The organism is Nocardia cyriacigeorgica (assembly GCF_029868385.1).
In the GTDB taxonomy this organism is placed as follows: Bacteria; Actinomycetota; Actinomycetes; order Mycobacteriales; family Mycobacteriaceae; genus Nocardia; species Nocardia cyriacigeorgica_F.
In genome coordinates this window covers 1-14,122 of record NZ_JARWNX010000024.1, presented here as the reverse complement: position 1 = coordinate 14,122, position 14,122 = coordinate 1, and the positions used below count along the sequence as shown (strand labels likewise).

The window sequence follows — 14,122 nt, the reverse complement described above, 5'->3', positions numbered from 1 at the left end:
GCCAGAGCAAACCTACCGAACCGCAACCCGCCGAATCAGTCCTCCGACTCCTCGGGCGCCTCGTCCCCACCGCCGCGAATCGACCACAGCAGCCCATCGAGTTCATCCGGTTTCACCAGCACATCGCGCGCCTTCGACCCCTCGCTCGGGCCGACGACATTGCGCGTCTCCATCAGATCCATCAGGCGACCGGCCTTCGCGAACCCGACCCGCAGCTTGCGTTGCAGCATCGAGGTGGAACCGAACTGTGAGGTGACCACCAACTCCACCGCCTGCACGAACAGGTCCAGATCGTCGCCGATATCGGGGTCGACATCCTTCTTCTCCCCCGCCTTGGCCGCCGTCACGCCCTCGGTGTACTCGGGTTCGGCCTGATTCTTGGTGAACTCGACGACGGCGTGGATCTCTTCATCACTGATGTAGGCGCCCTGCAACCGGGTCGGTTTACCGGCCCCCATCGGCAGGAACAGGCCGTCACCCATACCGATGAGCTTCTCCGCACCCGGCTGATCCAGGATGACGCGCGAATCGGTCAGCGAGGAGGTCGCGAACGCGAGCCGCGAAGGCACATTGGTCTTGATCAGGCCCGTCACCACATCGACCGACGGACGCTGCGTCGCCAGCACCAGATGAATGCCCGCGGCGCGCGCCTTCTGGGTGATCCGCACGATAGCGTCCTCGACGTCACGCGGTGCGGTCATCATCAGATCGGCGAGTTCGTCCACGATGGCCAGGATGTAGGGGTAGGGGCGGTAGACGCGTTCGCTGCCCAACGGTGCGGTGATCGCGCCCGACTTCACCTTCTTGTTGAAATCGTCGATATGGCGGACCTTGTTGGCCTGCATGTCCTGATACCGCTGTTCCATCTCTTCCACCAGCCAGGCCAGCGCCGCGGCCGCCTTCTTCGGCTGGGTGATGATGGGGGTGATCAGATGCGGAATGCCCTCGTAGGGGGTCAGTTCCACCATCTTCGGGTCGATCAGGATCATCCTGACCTCCTCCGGGGTGGCCCGCTGCAACAGCGACACCAGCATCGAGTTCACGAAGCTCGACTTACCGGAACCGGTGGAACCCGCCACCAGCAGATGCGGCATCTTGGCCAGATTCGCCGACAGGAACTCACCCTCGATGTTCTTACCGAGGCCGATCACCAGCGGGTGGTGGTCGTTTCGGGTGGAGGGCGCCTTGAGGACATCGGCCAGGCGCACCAGTTCCCGATCGGAGTTGGGCACCTCGATGCCCACCGCCGATTTGCCCGGGATCGGTGCGAGCAGGCGGACGTTCTCGGTGGCGACCGCATAGGCGATATTGCGGGCCAGCGCGGTGATCTTCTCGACCTTCACACCGGGGCCGAGTTCCACCTCGTAGCGGGTGACCGTCGGTCCGCGGACGAAGCCGGTGACGGCGGCGTCGATCTTGAACTGCACCAGCACCTCGGTGATCGCCTCGATCATCGATTCGTTGGCGGCGCTGCGCTTCTTGGGCGGTTCACCATCGGTGAGCAGGTTCATCGGCGGCAGCGTGTAATCGCCCTCGATGACCCGGTCGGTGACGAACTCCGGTTCCTTCGGCGGCGGCGGGGTCTGATCCACCGCCTTCGCCGGTTTCGGTTTCGGCTTGGGCTTCGGCGGCTCGGCCCGCGCCTGTTCGGCGATCGGTTTGGCATCGCGCAGCGGTGGTTCGCCCAGCGCCTCGGTGACGGCATCGGACCCGGCGAACTCGTCGGTCGGATAGTTCTCGGCCGGGGTCCGGCCACGACGCCGGGAACCGCCACGCGAGAGCGGGAATCCATCGGCGTCGTAGCCGCCGGACGCGAATTCGGGGTCGTAGTCGTCGTATTCGTCGCCGCCGCTGGCAGTGCCGAAATAGTGCCGGAACAGCTCGGGCACTTCCCGGACGGTGATCCCGGTGACCAACAACAGACCGAAGACGATGGCCAGCAACAGAATCGGCACCGACAACCACGCGGTCAGCCCATCGGTGAGCGGGCCACCGACCACGAACCCGACGAATCCGGCCGCGCGCGAACGTCCGTGCGCGTCGGTCGGCGCGCCCGCGGCGATATGCCAGAGTCCGAGCAGCGGCAGCCCGATGAGCAGTCCGCCGAGTACCAGGCGGGGACGGATCTCCGGATGCGGTTCGGTGCGCATCAACACCAGCGCGATGCCCGCGGCCACGAACGGCAGGGCGGCCGAGGCCGAGCCGGAGACCGCGCGGATGGCGTCTTCGACGAAATGTCCGATCGGTCCGCCCGCCGAGAGCCAGACGGCGGCGGCGATCACGCCGCTGAGCGCGATCAGACCGAGGGCGATCCCATCGCGACGGTGGCCGTGCTCGATCTCGCCGGCGCGGCTCAGGGTGCGGGTGGTGGCGCCGAGGCCACGCGCGAGCATGTTCCAGCCGCTGCTGATCCCGCGTCCGAGGACGGCCAGCGGCGCGGTATCGGATCGACGCCGGGCAGGTTTACGACCGGCCGCCTTGACCCGTCCGGCGGAGGCGCGGCCGCGGGCCGCCGTGGTGCGGCCGCGGGCGGCGGAACCGGTGCGAGTGGTCGAACGAGATGGGTTCGTAGCCGAACGCGAGGAGGCCGCAGTTGTCCGCCCCCGAGCCGATCCCGCCCGCGCACGTGTCGTCGTGGTGCTGCGGGACTTACCTGCCATGAACTCAGGCTAGCCGTAAACGCACCATCAGGACCATCCGCAACACTGGTATCGCCTGTAACTTCTCCGAAGGCGCGGGGCGAATGCCCAGGTGATGAGTCCTCATCATGCACCGGGTTGCGGCGCGGAACACGCCGACACACCGCGTCCGTCGCCGCCTCGACAGCGAAAAACCCGCCGGACGACGAGGCATCCGGCGGGTTCGGCGAGTGCGTGCCGGTCTCAGACCCCGATGACGGTCGGCACGATCATCGGCCGGCGCCGATAGGTATCGGCCACCCAGCGGCCAACCACCCGGCGCACGCCCTGCGCGATGCGATGGGTGTCGGTGATGCCTTCACCGGCCAGGCGCAGCAGCTCGGACTCGACCAGCTGCGCGGCCTCCGACAGTGCGGTGGGATCGTCGGAGAACCCGCGACCGCTCACCTCCGGTGGGCTCACCGCCTTACCGGTGGTCTCGTCGATCGCGACGGTGATGGCGATGAAGCCACCCTCGCCGAGGACGAGGCGGTCCGACAGCGTGGATTCGCCGACGTCGCCGACCGAGAGCCCGTCGACGTAGACGTGCCCGACCGGCACCCGGCCGACGATCGAGGCGATGCCGTCGACCAGATCCACCACCACGCCGTCCTCGGCGAGCACCACGCGATCCTCCGGGACGCCGGTGGCCACCGCGAGGGCGGCGTTGGCGCGCAGATGCCGCCATTCACCGTGTACGGGCATGGCATTGGTGGGTCGCACCGCGTTGTACAGGTAGAGCAGCTCGCCCGCCGACGCGTGGCCGGAGACGTGCACCTTCGCGCTCTGCTGGGTGATCACCGAGGCGCCGAGCCGGGCCAGACCGTTGACCACGGCGAAGACCGAGTTCTCGTTGCCGGGGATCAGCGAGGAGGCCAGCACCACCAGATCGTCGGCCCTGATATTGATCTGGCGGTGGTCGCCGCGCGCCATCCGGGACAGCGCCGACAGCGGCTCGCCCTGCGATCCGGTGGAGATCAGCACCAGCTTGTCGCTGGGCAGGGTCGCGGCCTGATCGAGTTCGACGACGATACCGTCCGGCACCGTCAGATAGCCGAGATCTTGCGCGATCTGCATATTGCGGACCATCGACCGTCCGACGAAACAGATCCGGCGACCGTACTTCTGGGCCACATCGACGACCTGCTGGATGCGGTGCACATGGCTGGCGAAGGAGGCGACGATCACCCGGCCCTTGGCCTTGCCGATCACCGTGTCGAGCACGCCGCCGATCTCGCGTTCGGGGGTGACGAAACCGGGCACTTCGGCGTTGGTGGAGTCGACCAGGAACAGGTCGACGCCTTCGTCGCCGAGGCGGGAGAATCCGGCCAGGTCGGTGAGCCTGCCGTCGAGCGGCAGCTGGTCCAGCTTGATGTCACCGGTATGCAGCGCCACGCCCGCCGGGGTGCGGATCGCGACGGCGATGGCATCCGGGATCGAATGGTTGACGGCGAAGTATTCGCAGCCGAACGGACCGTGCGTGGTGTGCTGGCCCTCGGTGACCTCCACCAGTTTCGGATGCTGGCGGTGTTCGCGGCATTTCGCCGCGACGAGTGCGAGGGTGAATCTGGAGCCGACGACCGGGATGTCGGGGCGCAGCCGCAGCAGGAACGGCACCGCACCGATGTGGTCCTCGTGACCGTGGGTGAGCACGACCGCGACCACATCGTCCATCCGATCCTCGATCGGGCGGAAGTCGGGCAGGATCAGATCGACGCCGGGCTGCTGATCCTCGGGGAACAGCACACCACAGTCGACGATGAGCAGTTTGCCGCCGTACTCGAAAACGGTCATGTTCCGGCCGATTTCGCCGATACCGCCGAGCGCGAAGACCCGAAGGCCGTTACGCGGTGCCTTCGGCGGCGTGCCGAGCCGATCCTGCGGCGCGACGGCGGCACGCGGATCCGGTGGCGGCGCGGACTGATCGCCCCGACCACGGCCACCCTGACGGGACCGCCCGCCCTGCTTACGCGAGCCGGACTGACCACCACGGGATTCGGCGGGCGCGGCCGATTTCGCGGGCGCGGCGGACGCTTTCGCGGCAGCCTTCTTCGTCGGCGCCGCCGCGGCGGGTTGCTCGACCTCACTCGGCGCAGAAAGCGTTGCGTCAGCGGGCTTTTCCGGCGCAGGCGCGGGCGGCTGCGGGGGGCGCGGTTCGGCGGGACCGGCACCGCGGCTGGCGGTACGACGGGGACGACGGCCTAGCGGGGCCGTCATCCGAGCACTCCGGCGGCCCTGAGGTCGGCGCTGAGCAGATCGCACTGATCGGGGCCGGGCATGAGCTGCGGCAATCGCGGTTCACCGACCTCGATACCGAGCAGGCGCAGGCTCGCCTTGGACATCGCGACACCGCCGAGGCGGGCCATCGCGGCGTTCAACGGCACCAGCCCGGCATTGATCTCGCGGGCCCGCACCACATCGCCGGAGGTGTAGGCGTCCACGAGTTCACGCAGGCGTTCCGGCACGAGATGACCGATGACACTGATGAATCCGGTCGCACCGATCGACAGCCACGGCAGGTTCAGCGTGTCGTCGCCGGAGTAGAAGTCGAGGCCGGTGGTGGCGATGAGTTCGGCACCGGCGTTGAGATCGCCCTTGGCGTCCTTGACCGCGACGATACGCGGATGCTCGGCCAGTCGGCGGATGGTGTCGGAGGCGATCGGCACGATCGAACGCGGCGGAATGTCGTAGAGCGTCACCGGCAGATCGGTGGCATCGGCGACCGCGGTGAAATGCGCGATCAAGCCTTCCTGGGTGGGCCGCGAGTAGTACGGCGTCACCACCAGCAAACCATGAGCACCCGCGCGCTGGGCGTTGCGCGCCAGCTCCACCGAATGCGCGGTGTCGTAGGTGCCCGCACCGGCGATCACCGTGGCGCGCGAGCCGACGGCGTCGACGACGGCGCGCAGCAGATCGGCCTTCTCCGATTCGGTGGTGGTCGGCGATTCACCGGTGGTGCCGGAGATCGCGAGCAGATCGACACCGCGGTCGACCAGGCGCGCGGCCAGCGCGACACCGGCGTCGACATCGAGCTTGCCCTCGGCACTGAAGGGGGTCACCATCGCGACGCCGACCGTGCCGGAGGCACGCAGTCGGGTCGGATCGCCAGCGCTGCCCGGCTCCGGGTGGTTACGCATGATGCCGCCTCGGGGCCTGCGCCTCGCACCGCGGTGTCGGCGTCGATTCACCGTTCGTCATGGTCAGAAAGGCTACCCGGTCCGGGACACACCCTCGACACCCTCGTCGCCGTTCGGAGACGTCGGGCACATGATACCCGTCTCATAGCGTCATGGTGACGTCATATTCACCCTTGAATGACATCACCAATGGCGTCACACTGGTGCCATGGATCTGGACAAATACACCGCCCGATTGCGTGCGGATCTGGTCGCGGCAGCGGCCCTCGGCGATGAGAAGACCCAGGCCACGGCTGCCGCCCTGGCCGCGGCCGTGGAGAGTTCGACTCGGCTGGTACTGCTGTCGGCCCTGTCCGATATGGCCGCGGAGGTGAGCACCGCGCTCGGAGACCGAACCGTGCACGTCTCGGTGGACGGCGCTGACGCCACCGTCGACGTGCGCAAGAACGCCGCCGCGGAATCCGAGCACCCGACCATCGAGGACATGACCGGCGATATCAGCCGGGTCACGCTGCGTCTGGTGGAGCAGGTGAAAGCGCGCGCCGAGGAGGCCGCGGCACAGAGTGGGCAATCGTTGAACTCGTGGATGTCGGGGGTGGTGTCGGGCGCGCTGCGAGACCAGATGCGCGGATACGGCAGCAGCCCCAAACGCGATACCGGCGGCTACCCGCGCGACACCGGTTCCGCGCGCGACACCGATAACCCCGCCTGAGTCCGCGTCGATCCGTCGATGCTGTCGGCCACGCGGTCTCATCTTCCGAGCCCCTTGCACCGTCGTCACGCCGGGGATCGCCCCGATTCGAGCGCAGGGAACCCGCACCGCTGGCCGCCGTCACCAGCATGACCGTGGTGCTGTACGGCCACCGGTTCCAGCCCACGAGGACCATCGAGCCGAGTGCCCCGTCGGTGCAGCCGTAGAGTTCGACCGCCTCCCGGAATCTGCGACGAGCCGTCTACTGCACGGGCCCGCACTCGGCTCACGAAGCGTCGACTCGCCCGGCGTCAGCTCACCGCGCGCAGTAGCGGCATGAGGTCGCCGCGATCGCCGAGGACGATGTCATCGAGGGCCAACCAGTCGGCCATCTCCCGCAGCGCCACCGACATGGCCTGCGCCGTCCGCGTGTCGCAGCGGCCGGGTTCGGCGAACGCGGCCGGGACCAGCAGTCGGCCGGTGCCGCGTTCGGCGCGCAGGTCCACGCGTCCGACGAGTTCGCCGTCCAGCAGGAAGGGGAACACGTAGTAGCCGTGCACCCGCTTGGGTTCGGGGGTGTAGATCTCGATCCGGTAGTGGAAGCCGAAGATCCGTTCGGTGCGGGCGCGGAAGAAGATCAGCGGGTCGAACGGGCACAGCAGGGCGGCGCCGTCGAGCTTGCGTGGGGTCACCGCACCGGAGCGCAGGTAGGCGGGTGCGCCCCATTCGGCGACCTCGACCGGTGTCAGCTCGCCCGCGTCGACGAGTTCGGCGATGGCGGGCCTGGTCTGCGCACTGCCCAGCCGGTAGTAGTCACGCAGGTCGGGTTCGGTGGCGACTCCCAGCGCGGTGGCCGCGCGCAGCACCAGTTCCCGGATGGCCTCCGGCTCGGGCACCGACCGGGCGAACACCTCGGCGGGCAGTACCCGCTCGGCCAGGTCGTAGTGGCGGGCGAAGCCGACTCGGCGGCCCACCGACAGCTCACCGGCGGCGAAGAGTTGTTCGCAGATCATCTTGGTGTCGCTGAGGTTCCACCAAGAACCCGGCGGGCGTGGTTTGTCCAGCTCCAGATGACGTTCCACCTCTCCGGCGCTGGCCGCACCGACCTCGGCGATGACATCGAGGATGTCCTTGCCCAGCGTCGGATTGCGCTCGAGCACCGCCCGCGCACCACCCCAGCGGCCGTGCCGGTAACGCTCCATGCGCCAGCGCATCAACGGCCAGTCCTCGACCGGGATCAGCGCCGCCTCGTGCGCCCAGTACTCGACCAGGGCGCGCGGGCGCCGGGTGCCGGTGTGCCAGGTGGCTTCGTCGAGCAGTGCGCGATCGTAGCCGCCGATCCGGCTGAACACGGGCGCGTAATGCGCGCGGACCACCGCCGAGACCGAATCCAATTGCAGCAGTTGAGTTCTGCCCAGCACGCCGAGCACGGTCCGTCGGGTCGTCTTCGCAGGCTTCGGCCGACCGAAGCCCTGTGCCGCCAGCACCGTTCGGCGGGCCACCGCCGCACTCATCGTCCGCATACCCGCACCCTGCCATGGAGGTACGACAGATACCGACCGTGCGTGCCTGTCGCCGGACGACGTCGGGCGCTCATCCTCCGTCGTCCACCACCGACGCCGGTCGCGATCAAGTGGAGACGGACACCGCACCCGATAGATCGATTTCCGTCCGCCGATCCTGCTCCGGTGCGTTCGCCAGCACGGTCGCGAGGATGCGGCGACCGGTCGGCAGGATGCGCACGGTGACCGATCCCGCGTTGGCCGCGTCCAACTCCCTGGTGGCCGCCTCGATGACGCGGCGGCGCACCGAACGCGGCACCCCGTCGAAGCCGCCGTCGTCGAGCAACACCACCTCGACGCCGCGCGAGCGCGCACCCCGCGCGGCGCTGTTGAGTTCGTCGGTGGCGAGTTGGGGCGCGCGCAGCCCGTCACGCAGTTCGGCCTCCAGCAACCGGCATTGCTCCCGTTCGAAAGGGGTGAGTTCCACGCCGTCGGCGATACGTTCCAGGATCGGCCGCGCCACCTTGTCCAGCCGGGCCAGCTGACGGTCGCGCTCACCGTTCTCGGCCGCCATGGTGGCCTCGGCGGCCGCACGCATGGTGGCCTCTTCACGCAGTAGCCGCAGTGAACGCTGGGTGGGCCGCATGATCAGCGCGCACACCGACACTCCCGCAACGGTCGCCACCGGCACGATCGAGCCGACGATCACCCCCGCAGACAGTCCGGCGACAGCGCCGACGACGGCGACCACCGCGGCCACCCCCGCGACACCGAGCCATGCCGCGCCCATTCGGCCGCGCAGCACGAGCACCGCCAGCACATACGACGACGCGAACGCCGTCCACACCTGGCTGGACGCGTGTTCCGGCAGGCCGAAAGTGGTCAGCGCCGTCGCCAGCGGCCCGGCGATGACGATGTAGGTGGTGGCCTGCCACGGCAGCGGATCCACCGGGATCATCAGCACCATCCCACCGGCCACCACCAGCAGTACGAGGGCGGCCGTGGCGGGTACGACGGCCACCTCGGCGAAGTTGCGCACCATGTACAGCACGATGGTCACTTCCAGGATGGCGAGAAACAGCCAGCCCGCGGGGCCGCGCAGGCCGAGTAGATCGCGCAATCCGAAGTCCGTGCTCGTCTCAGCCATCGCCACCCCACACCAACGTGACCGTGGTGCCGTGACCCGGCTGCGATTCCACGAATCCGGCGCCACCGGCGAGCTGACGCATCCGGCCGAGAATGCTGACCGAGATACCGAGCCGGTCCACCGGCACCAGGTTCTGATCGAATCCGGCGCCGTCATCGCGCATCTCGGTGCGGATACCGCCGGCGCTGACCGTCACGGTGACGCTACGGTGCACCTCCCGGCCCGGCACCGTGGCATGGCGCAGACTGTTGCGTGCGGCCTCGGCCAGCGCGGCGGCGATCGTGCTCGCGGCAGTCACCGGCAGCCGCAGATCATCGAATCCCGCGGTGCGCCGTGCGGTGAATTCGATGCCAGGGTTCACCTCGTGCACCGCCGAACGCAGGAAGCCGATGGCCGACTGCGCGTCGAGATGGTCCGGATCGGTACTCGTGGCACGTGATTCGTCGAGTTGTTCCATGGTGCGTTCGGCCTGACGGCGCAGTACCGGCGATTCGGTGCCGCCCCGCGAGGCGTCCAACAGAGTCGACAGCACCGCATCGTGGATCAGTGCGGCGAATCGGGCCCGTTCCCGGTCACGGGCCGCGGCGCCCGCGACGGCGGCGGCCCGGCTGCTCGCCACCTCCGACTCCCGGTCTACCCGAGCGCCGGCGGCCCTGGCGTAGACCACGCACCACAGGAACAGCGCGCACAGCCCAGCCGCACGTGCGAAATCGCCCGCCGTCGTCAAGGGCGAAACATCCGGCACCACGAAAAGATTCACCACGGCCGACAGTGCCGATCCGACGAACAGATAGCCGATCGCGGGCCCGGTGGGCCAGGCCAGCGCGGCGGCGAGCACGCCGAGGGCGAGCACGCGATAGACCCAGACCGAGCCGACGGCCTCGGTGGGCTGGGAGTAGGCCAGCAGGATCACCACCATCGCCGCCAGGAAGCTGATCGCCGCGGCGCCACTGACCAGGCGAATGGTGCGGGGCCGGGCGCCGATCGATACGAGAGCGAGCACCGGGAACATGCCGAAGGCCAGCACGACCGCGGTGATCGTGGAACTCAGGGCGATATCGCGGCTCTGATCGGCGATCTCCGGCAGTTCGACCAGTGCGGCGATCACCCCGGCCAGGCCGACGACCAGGCCGAATCGGCGCAGGATGCGTTCGGAGGCGCCGTCGGCGGCCGTATCGCGTGACGCCGAGGCCAGACCGCGCCACCATCGGGTCGCGCGCACTCGGTCGAGCGGGGTGGCGGGCGTGGTCGGCGGTGTCTCCAGCACGCCGGACGCGATCACGGGCGAGGATGCCGCTCGGGGACCGGCAGCCATCCGTCCTCCACCGCACGCTTGTACAGATCCGTCTTGGTCGGTGCGGGCCGACCCGCATCGGAGTACTTCTGCCGGATCCGGCCCAGATAGTCGTTGACGGTCTGTTCCGACAACCCGGTCAGCCGCGCCACCCGCGACGCCTTCTCCCCCGACGCGTAGAGGGTGAGCACTTCTTCCTGGCGCGGGCTCAATCCCACGCTGGACAGCTGCGGGTCGCCGTCGATGGCGGCGGCCCAATCGGTGGTGACGACCTGTTCACCGGAGGCGGCGCGGCGCACCGCGGCCACCACCGTCGGCACATCCTCGGATTTGCGCACCACCCCGAGCACACCGGCGCGCGCGGCCGAACGCACCAGGAAGGCATTGTCGGCACCGGTGAACACCAACACCTCCATACCGCGCTCCCGCAGCGCACGCACATTGTCCTCGGGGGTGGATCCATCAGCGAGACGCAGATCCAGCACCACCAGATCCACCGGATCGGCCACCGCGGGATCGGCCAGCAGCTCGGCGACCGTACCCGCGGTCGCCACCAGGTCGAGATCGGGATGTGGCGCGAGCATCGCCGCCAAGCCGATCGCCACCGACTCGTGGTCCTCGACCAGCCCTATCCGGCGTGGTGCGTTCGCAACCCCTTCGGCCGACATCACCTCGACAACTCCCATCCCGAGCAACCCGGCCCACCGCGGACCGCCCAATTGGTACTCCCAGCAGTATGCCCGCCGAACCCACACATGGTCAGCCACCAATAATCGGGGGCGCGTCGAGAGCGGTGCCGCTCAGGATCGACGTTCATCGGAGGACGCGATCACCACGGGCTCATTCCATGAGCTGAGCGGCCACGGTTGCGCCGAGTTCCCAGCACGCTTCGAGATCTTCTTTGGTCGGCTTGCCCGAAACCACCACGTAGTCGGCGGCTTTCACCCAGCCCAGCCCGGTGGTGATGGAGGTGACGGCCTTCTCCGCTCCTTCGGTGCCTTCGTTGCCGTGGAGGTAGAGACCGAACGGGCGGCTGCGGGTCGAGTCGAGGCAGGGGTAGTAGATGACGTCGAATGCGTGTTTGAGGGCGCCGCTCATGTAGCCGAGGTTGGCCGGGGTGCCGAGTAGGTAGGCGTCGGCGGCCAGGACGTCGGTCGGCGAGACGGCGAGGGCTGCTCGGCGGACGACTTCTACGCCTTCGATTTCGGGGGCGGTCGCACCGGAGACCACGGACTCGAACATCGCCTGGGTGAACGGTGACGGGGTGTGGTGGATGATCAGGAGGCGCGGCACGTCGATGAGGGTAGCTCGGGGTGGTTATCGCCCGTGTTGCTCGCGTTCGTGTCGTTCCAGTTCCACCGCGCGGCGCATGGTGGCTCTGGCTCGGCCGCGGTCGCCCGCGTAGTCGTAGGCGCGGGCGAGGCGGTAGGAGACGCGCCAGTCGTCGGGGTCGGCTTCCCATTCCTGTTTGACCTTCAGGAACAGCTCGTCGGCGGCGGCGCGCTCGATTCGGCCCGATGGGCGCCGCGGGAGTTCCGAGACGTCCAGTTCGAGGTCTTCGTCGTGGATGCGTCGGGCCAGATGCTGGTGCGCGAGGGCGGCGCGGACGGTGGCGTACACGATCCAGACACCGAGCAACGGCAGGATCAGCACACCGATCCCGATGGCGACGGCGGCGACCTCACCGGAACCGATCAGGCCGATCGCGATCCGGCCGAGCAGCAGGAAGTAGAAGATCAGCACCAGTACGAGCACCGCCACCATGGCGATGATCTTGACGACGTCCCGGCTCGGCCCCGCGCCGGCCGGTTCGGTCGGATCCTCGGCGCTCACAGGTCGAGCAGCGGATCGAGCCCGACGGTGAGTCCGGGACGGTCGGCGATACGCCGGACTCCGAGCAGCACACCGGGTGCGAAGGAGGACCGGTCGATCGAATCGTGCCGAATGGTCAGCGTCTCGCCCTGGGTACCGAACAGCACCTCCTGATGCGCGACGAGCCCGGCCAGGCGCACCGAATGCACCCGCACACCGTCGACGTCGGCGCCGCGCGCGCCCTCGAGTTCGGTGCTGGTGGCGTCGGGGCTGCGGCCGACACCCGCCTGCTGCCTGGCCTCGGCGATCAGCCCGGCGGTGCGGTAGGCGGTGCCCGAGGGCGCATCGGCCTTGTTCGGATGATGCAGCTCGATGACCTCGACGGATTCGAAGAACCGCGCCGCCTGCTCGGCGAACCGCATCGACAGCACCGCACCGATCGCGAAGTTCGGTGCGATCAGCACACCGACCTGCGGTTTTCCGGCCAACCAGCCGCGTACTTCGTCGAGGCGGGCCGCGTCGAAGCCGGTGGTGCCGACGACAGCGTGGATACCGTGTTCGACGAGGAACTTCAGGTTGCCCATCACCACGTCGGGGTGGGTGAAGTCGACCACGACCTGGGTGCCGGTCTCCAGGAACTGCGCCAGCGGATCACCCTTGTCGACGCTCGCGACCAGCTCCAGATCGGCGGCGGCCTCGACCGCCGCGCAGATCGCCTGTCCGACCTTGCCCTGCGCGCCGAGCACACCCACCCGAATCGGTGCGGTCACGATTGATCTCCCTACTTCTCGTCCGGATCTTGTCCGCCGAGCCTAACGTTCGGACGCGGCGCGGTCGGCGCGCCCACCTGCGGGCCCGGTCACATTCGCGCGATGCGGCCGTGCCGCAATCGAAATCGGGGGGTTGGCAGTGGTACGGAACCGACGCTAATGTGGCTTCTCGTGACGGTGCTCCCGTTGGCCGCCTTGTACCGAGCCCGGGGTCGGGACCGTCACTACTCGAGGAGAAATCCCCTGTCAGTACAGTTCAATCACACCATTGTCGGATGCAAGGACAATCGGGTTTCCGCCGAATTCTGGGCGGACATTCTGGGTGTGGACATCGGAACCGAATGGGGTCCGTTCATTCCGGTCACCACCGGTAACGGCGTCGCGTTCGATTTCGCGAATGTTCCACCGCACATCACCGACATCCAGCCCCAGCATTACGCGTTCCTGGTATCGGAGGCCGAGTTCGACGCGGCCTACGACAAGATCCAGCGCTACGGGCTGGAGTACTGGGCCGACCCGCGCCAGCAGGACGCGGGGCAGATCAACCACAATGACGGTGGTCGAGGCATCTACTTCCTCGACCCCAGCGGGCACTATCTGGAGCTGATCACCGTCCCGTACGGCGGCTGGCCGCAGTAACCCTTCCGGGAGCCCGGGGTTGTGCGTACGGCACACCCCGGGCTCCCCCGTCGCCGCCGCAGCACACGGTTCGACCGTTGAAACGAAATGGACCACCGATGAACGCCGACCTACGCGACGCAGTGATCGACCTACACGCAGATCTGGCCGAATGGCTCGGATCAGCGGCCTCCGATTCGGTATTCGAACGATTCGCGTCGGCCCAACACGACTCCTTCTCGATGGTGACCACCTCGGGTGAGAAATTGCGTCGCGAGGAATTACTCGCCGGACTCCGCGGCGCGCGCAATGCGCAATCGGATCTGCGTATCGACATCACCGAATTCGAGATCCTGACCGAGAAATCGGATCTGGCGGTGGTGCGCTTCCTGGGATCGCCCCCCCACCCCCGAGCGACCACGCATACTAGGGGGTCGGCCCGTCAGGTGACCGCCGGTATGGCCATCTACGAC

At 68.3% G+C, this 14,122-nt stretch carries 13 protein-coding genes; 3 read left to right on the top strand and 10 right to left on the bottom strand.

Annotation, left to right across the window (positions count from 1 at the left end; genetic code table 11):
- Positions 1-35: 35 nt before the first annotated feature.
- From QH168_RS03965 to dapA, 3 genes are all read right to left on the bottom strand, one after another.
- On the bottom strand, positions 36-2,660 hold the full coding sequence (locus tag QH168_RS03965; protein WP_280233019.1) for a DNA translocase FtsK: 2,625 nt from the start codon (positions 2,658-2,660) through the stop codon (positions 36-38).
- A 222-nt stretch (positions 2,661-2,882) separates the two neighbouring features.
- Entirely contained in the window at positions 2,883-4,895 is a 2,013-nt protein-coding gene (locus QH168_RS03960) for a ribonuclease J (RefSeq protein WP_280233018.1), read from the bottom strand.
- Positions 4,892-5,815, bottom strand: a complete 924-nt coding sequence (dapA, locus tag QH168_RS03955) for a 4-hydroxy-tetrahydrodipicolinate synthase (RefSeq protein ID WP_280233017.1) — start codon at positions 5,813-5,815, stop codon at positions 4,892-4,894. The genes QH168_RS03960 and dapA overlap by 4 nt, the downstream gene beginning before the upstream one ends.
- Before the next feature lie 208 nt (positions 5,816-6,023).
- Here dapA and QH168_RS03950 point away from each other — a divergent pair, with 208 nt between their 5' ends.
- Positions 6,024-6,527 carry a hypothetical protein gene (locus QH168_RS03950; protein ID WP_280233016.1) on the top strand — a complete coding sequence of 168 codons (504 nt, stop codon included), beginning with the start codon at positions 6,024-6,026 and terminating at the stop codon, positions 6,525-6,527.
- 290 nt (positions 6,528-6,817) lie between these two features.
- Here the strand turns inward: QH168_RS03950 and QH168_RS03945 are convergent, their stop codons facing one another.
- The 7 genes from QH168_RS03945 to dapB form a co-directional block, all read right to left on the bottom strand.
- Positions 6,818-8,029: a winged helix-turn-helix domain-containing protein gene (locus QH168_RS03945; protein WP_280233014.1), complete on the bottom strand. Its 1,212-nt coding sequence runs from the start codon at positions 8,027-8,029 to the stop codon at positions 6,818-6,820.
- Positions 8,030-8,135: 106 nt separating this feature from the next.
- On the bottom strand, positions 8,136-9,155 hold the full coding sequence (locus tag QH168_RS03940) for a hypothetical protein (RefSeq protein ID WP_280233013.1): 1,020 nt from the start codon (positions 9,153-9,155) through the stop codon (positions 8,136-8,138).
- Entirely contained in the window at positions 9,148-10,470 is a 1,323-nt protein-coding gene (locus QH168_RS03935) for an ATP-binding protein (RefSeq protein ID WP_280233012.1), read from the bottom strand. The genes QH168_RS03940 and QH168_RS03935 overlap by 8 nt, the downstream gene beginning before the upstream one ends.
- Positions 10,434-11,135 carry a response regulator transcription factor gene (locus QH168_RS03930; RefSeq protein WP_432421028.1) on the bottom strand — a complete coding sequence of 234 codons (702 nt, stop codon included), beginning with the start codon at positions 11,133-11,135 and terminating at the stop codon, positions 10,434-10,436. Before QH168_RS03930 ends, QH168_RS03935 begins: the two co-directional genes overlap by 37 nt.
- Before the next feature lie 154 nt (positions 11,136-11,289).
- Positions 11,290-11,742, bottom strand: coding sequence for a flavodoxin family protein (locus QH168_RS03925; RefSeq protein ID WP_280233011.1), 453 nt, complete (start codon positions 11,740-11,742; stop codon positions 11,290-11,292).
- 24 nt (positions 11,743-11,766) lie between these two features.
- Positions 11,767-12,213, bottom strand: a complete 447-nt coding sequence (locus QH168_RS03920; RefSeq protein WP_280233144.1) for a hypothetical protein — start codon at positions 12,211-12,213, stop codon at positions 11,767-11,769.
- Positions 12,214-12,278: 65 nt separating this feature from the next.
- The gene (gene dapB / locus QH168_RS03915) at positions 12,279-13,031 is read right to left on the bottom strand and encodes a 4-hydroxy-tetrahydrodipicolinate reductase (protein ID WP_280233010.1); all 753 of its coding nucleotides are present in this window, start codon (positions 13,029-13,031) and stop codon (positions 12,279-12,281) included.
- A gap of 243 nt (positions 13,032-13,274) precedes the next feature.
- On the opposite strand from dapB, the gene QH168_RS03910 reads away from it, so the two are divergent.
- Both QH168_RS03910 and QH168_RS03905 read left to right on the top strand, forming a co-directional pair.
- The gene (locus QH168_RS03910; protein WP_280233143.1) at positions 13,275-13,670 is read left to right on the top strand and encodes a VOC family protein; all 396 of its coding nucleotides are present in this window, start codon (positions 13,275-13,277) and stop codon (positions 13,668-13,670) included.
- Positions 13,671-13,768: 98 nt separating this feature from the next.
- Positions 13,769-14,122, top strand: a 354-nt coding sequence (locus QH168_RS03905; protein WP_280233009.1) for a DUF4440 domain-containing protein, incomplete at its 3' end; no start/stop codon positions are given.

Bases quoted from the DNA above. Each gene is read 5' to 3' on its own strand.
- QH168_RS03935 (WP_280233012.1), bottom strand. From the start codon at position 10,470: ATGGCTGCCGGTCCCCGAGCGGCATCCTCGCCCGTGATCGCGTCCGGC.
- QH168_RS03965 (WP_280233019.1), bottom strand. From the start codon at position 2,660: ATGGCAGGTAAGTCCCGCAGCACCACGACGACACGTGCGCGGGCGGGA.
- QH168_RS03920 (WP_280233144.1), bottom strand. From the start codon at position 12,213: ATGGTGGCGGTGCTCGTACTGGTGCTGATCTTCTACTTCCTGCTGCTC.
- QH168_RS03950 (WP_280233016.1), top strand. From the start codon at position 6,024: ATGGATCTGGACAAATACACCGCCCGATTGCGTGCGGATCTGGTCGCG.
- QH168_RS03945 (WP_280233014.1), bottom strand. From the start codon at position 8,029: ATGCGGACGATGAGTGCGGCGGTGGCCCGCCGAACGGTGCTGGCGGCA.
- QH168_RS03930 (WP_432421028.1), bottom strand. From the start codon at position 11,135: ATGGGAGTTGTCGAGGTGATGTCGGCCGAAGGGGTTGCGAACGCACCA.
- QH168_RS03940 (WP_280233013.1), bottom strand. From the start codon at position 9,155: ATGGCTGAGACGAGCACGGACTTCGGATTGCGCGATCTACTCGGCCTG.
- dapA (WP_280233017.1), bottom strand. From the start codon at position 5,815: ATGCGTAACCACCCGGAGCCGGGCAGCGCTGGCGATCCGACCCGACTG.
- QH168_RS03960 (WP_280233018.1), bottom strand. From the start codon at position 4,895: ATGACGGCCCCGCTAGGCCGTCGTCCCCGTCGTACCGCCAGCCGCGGT.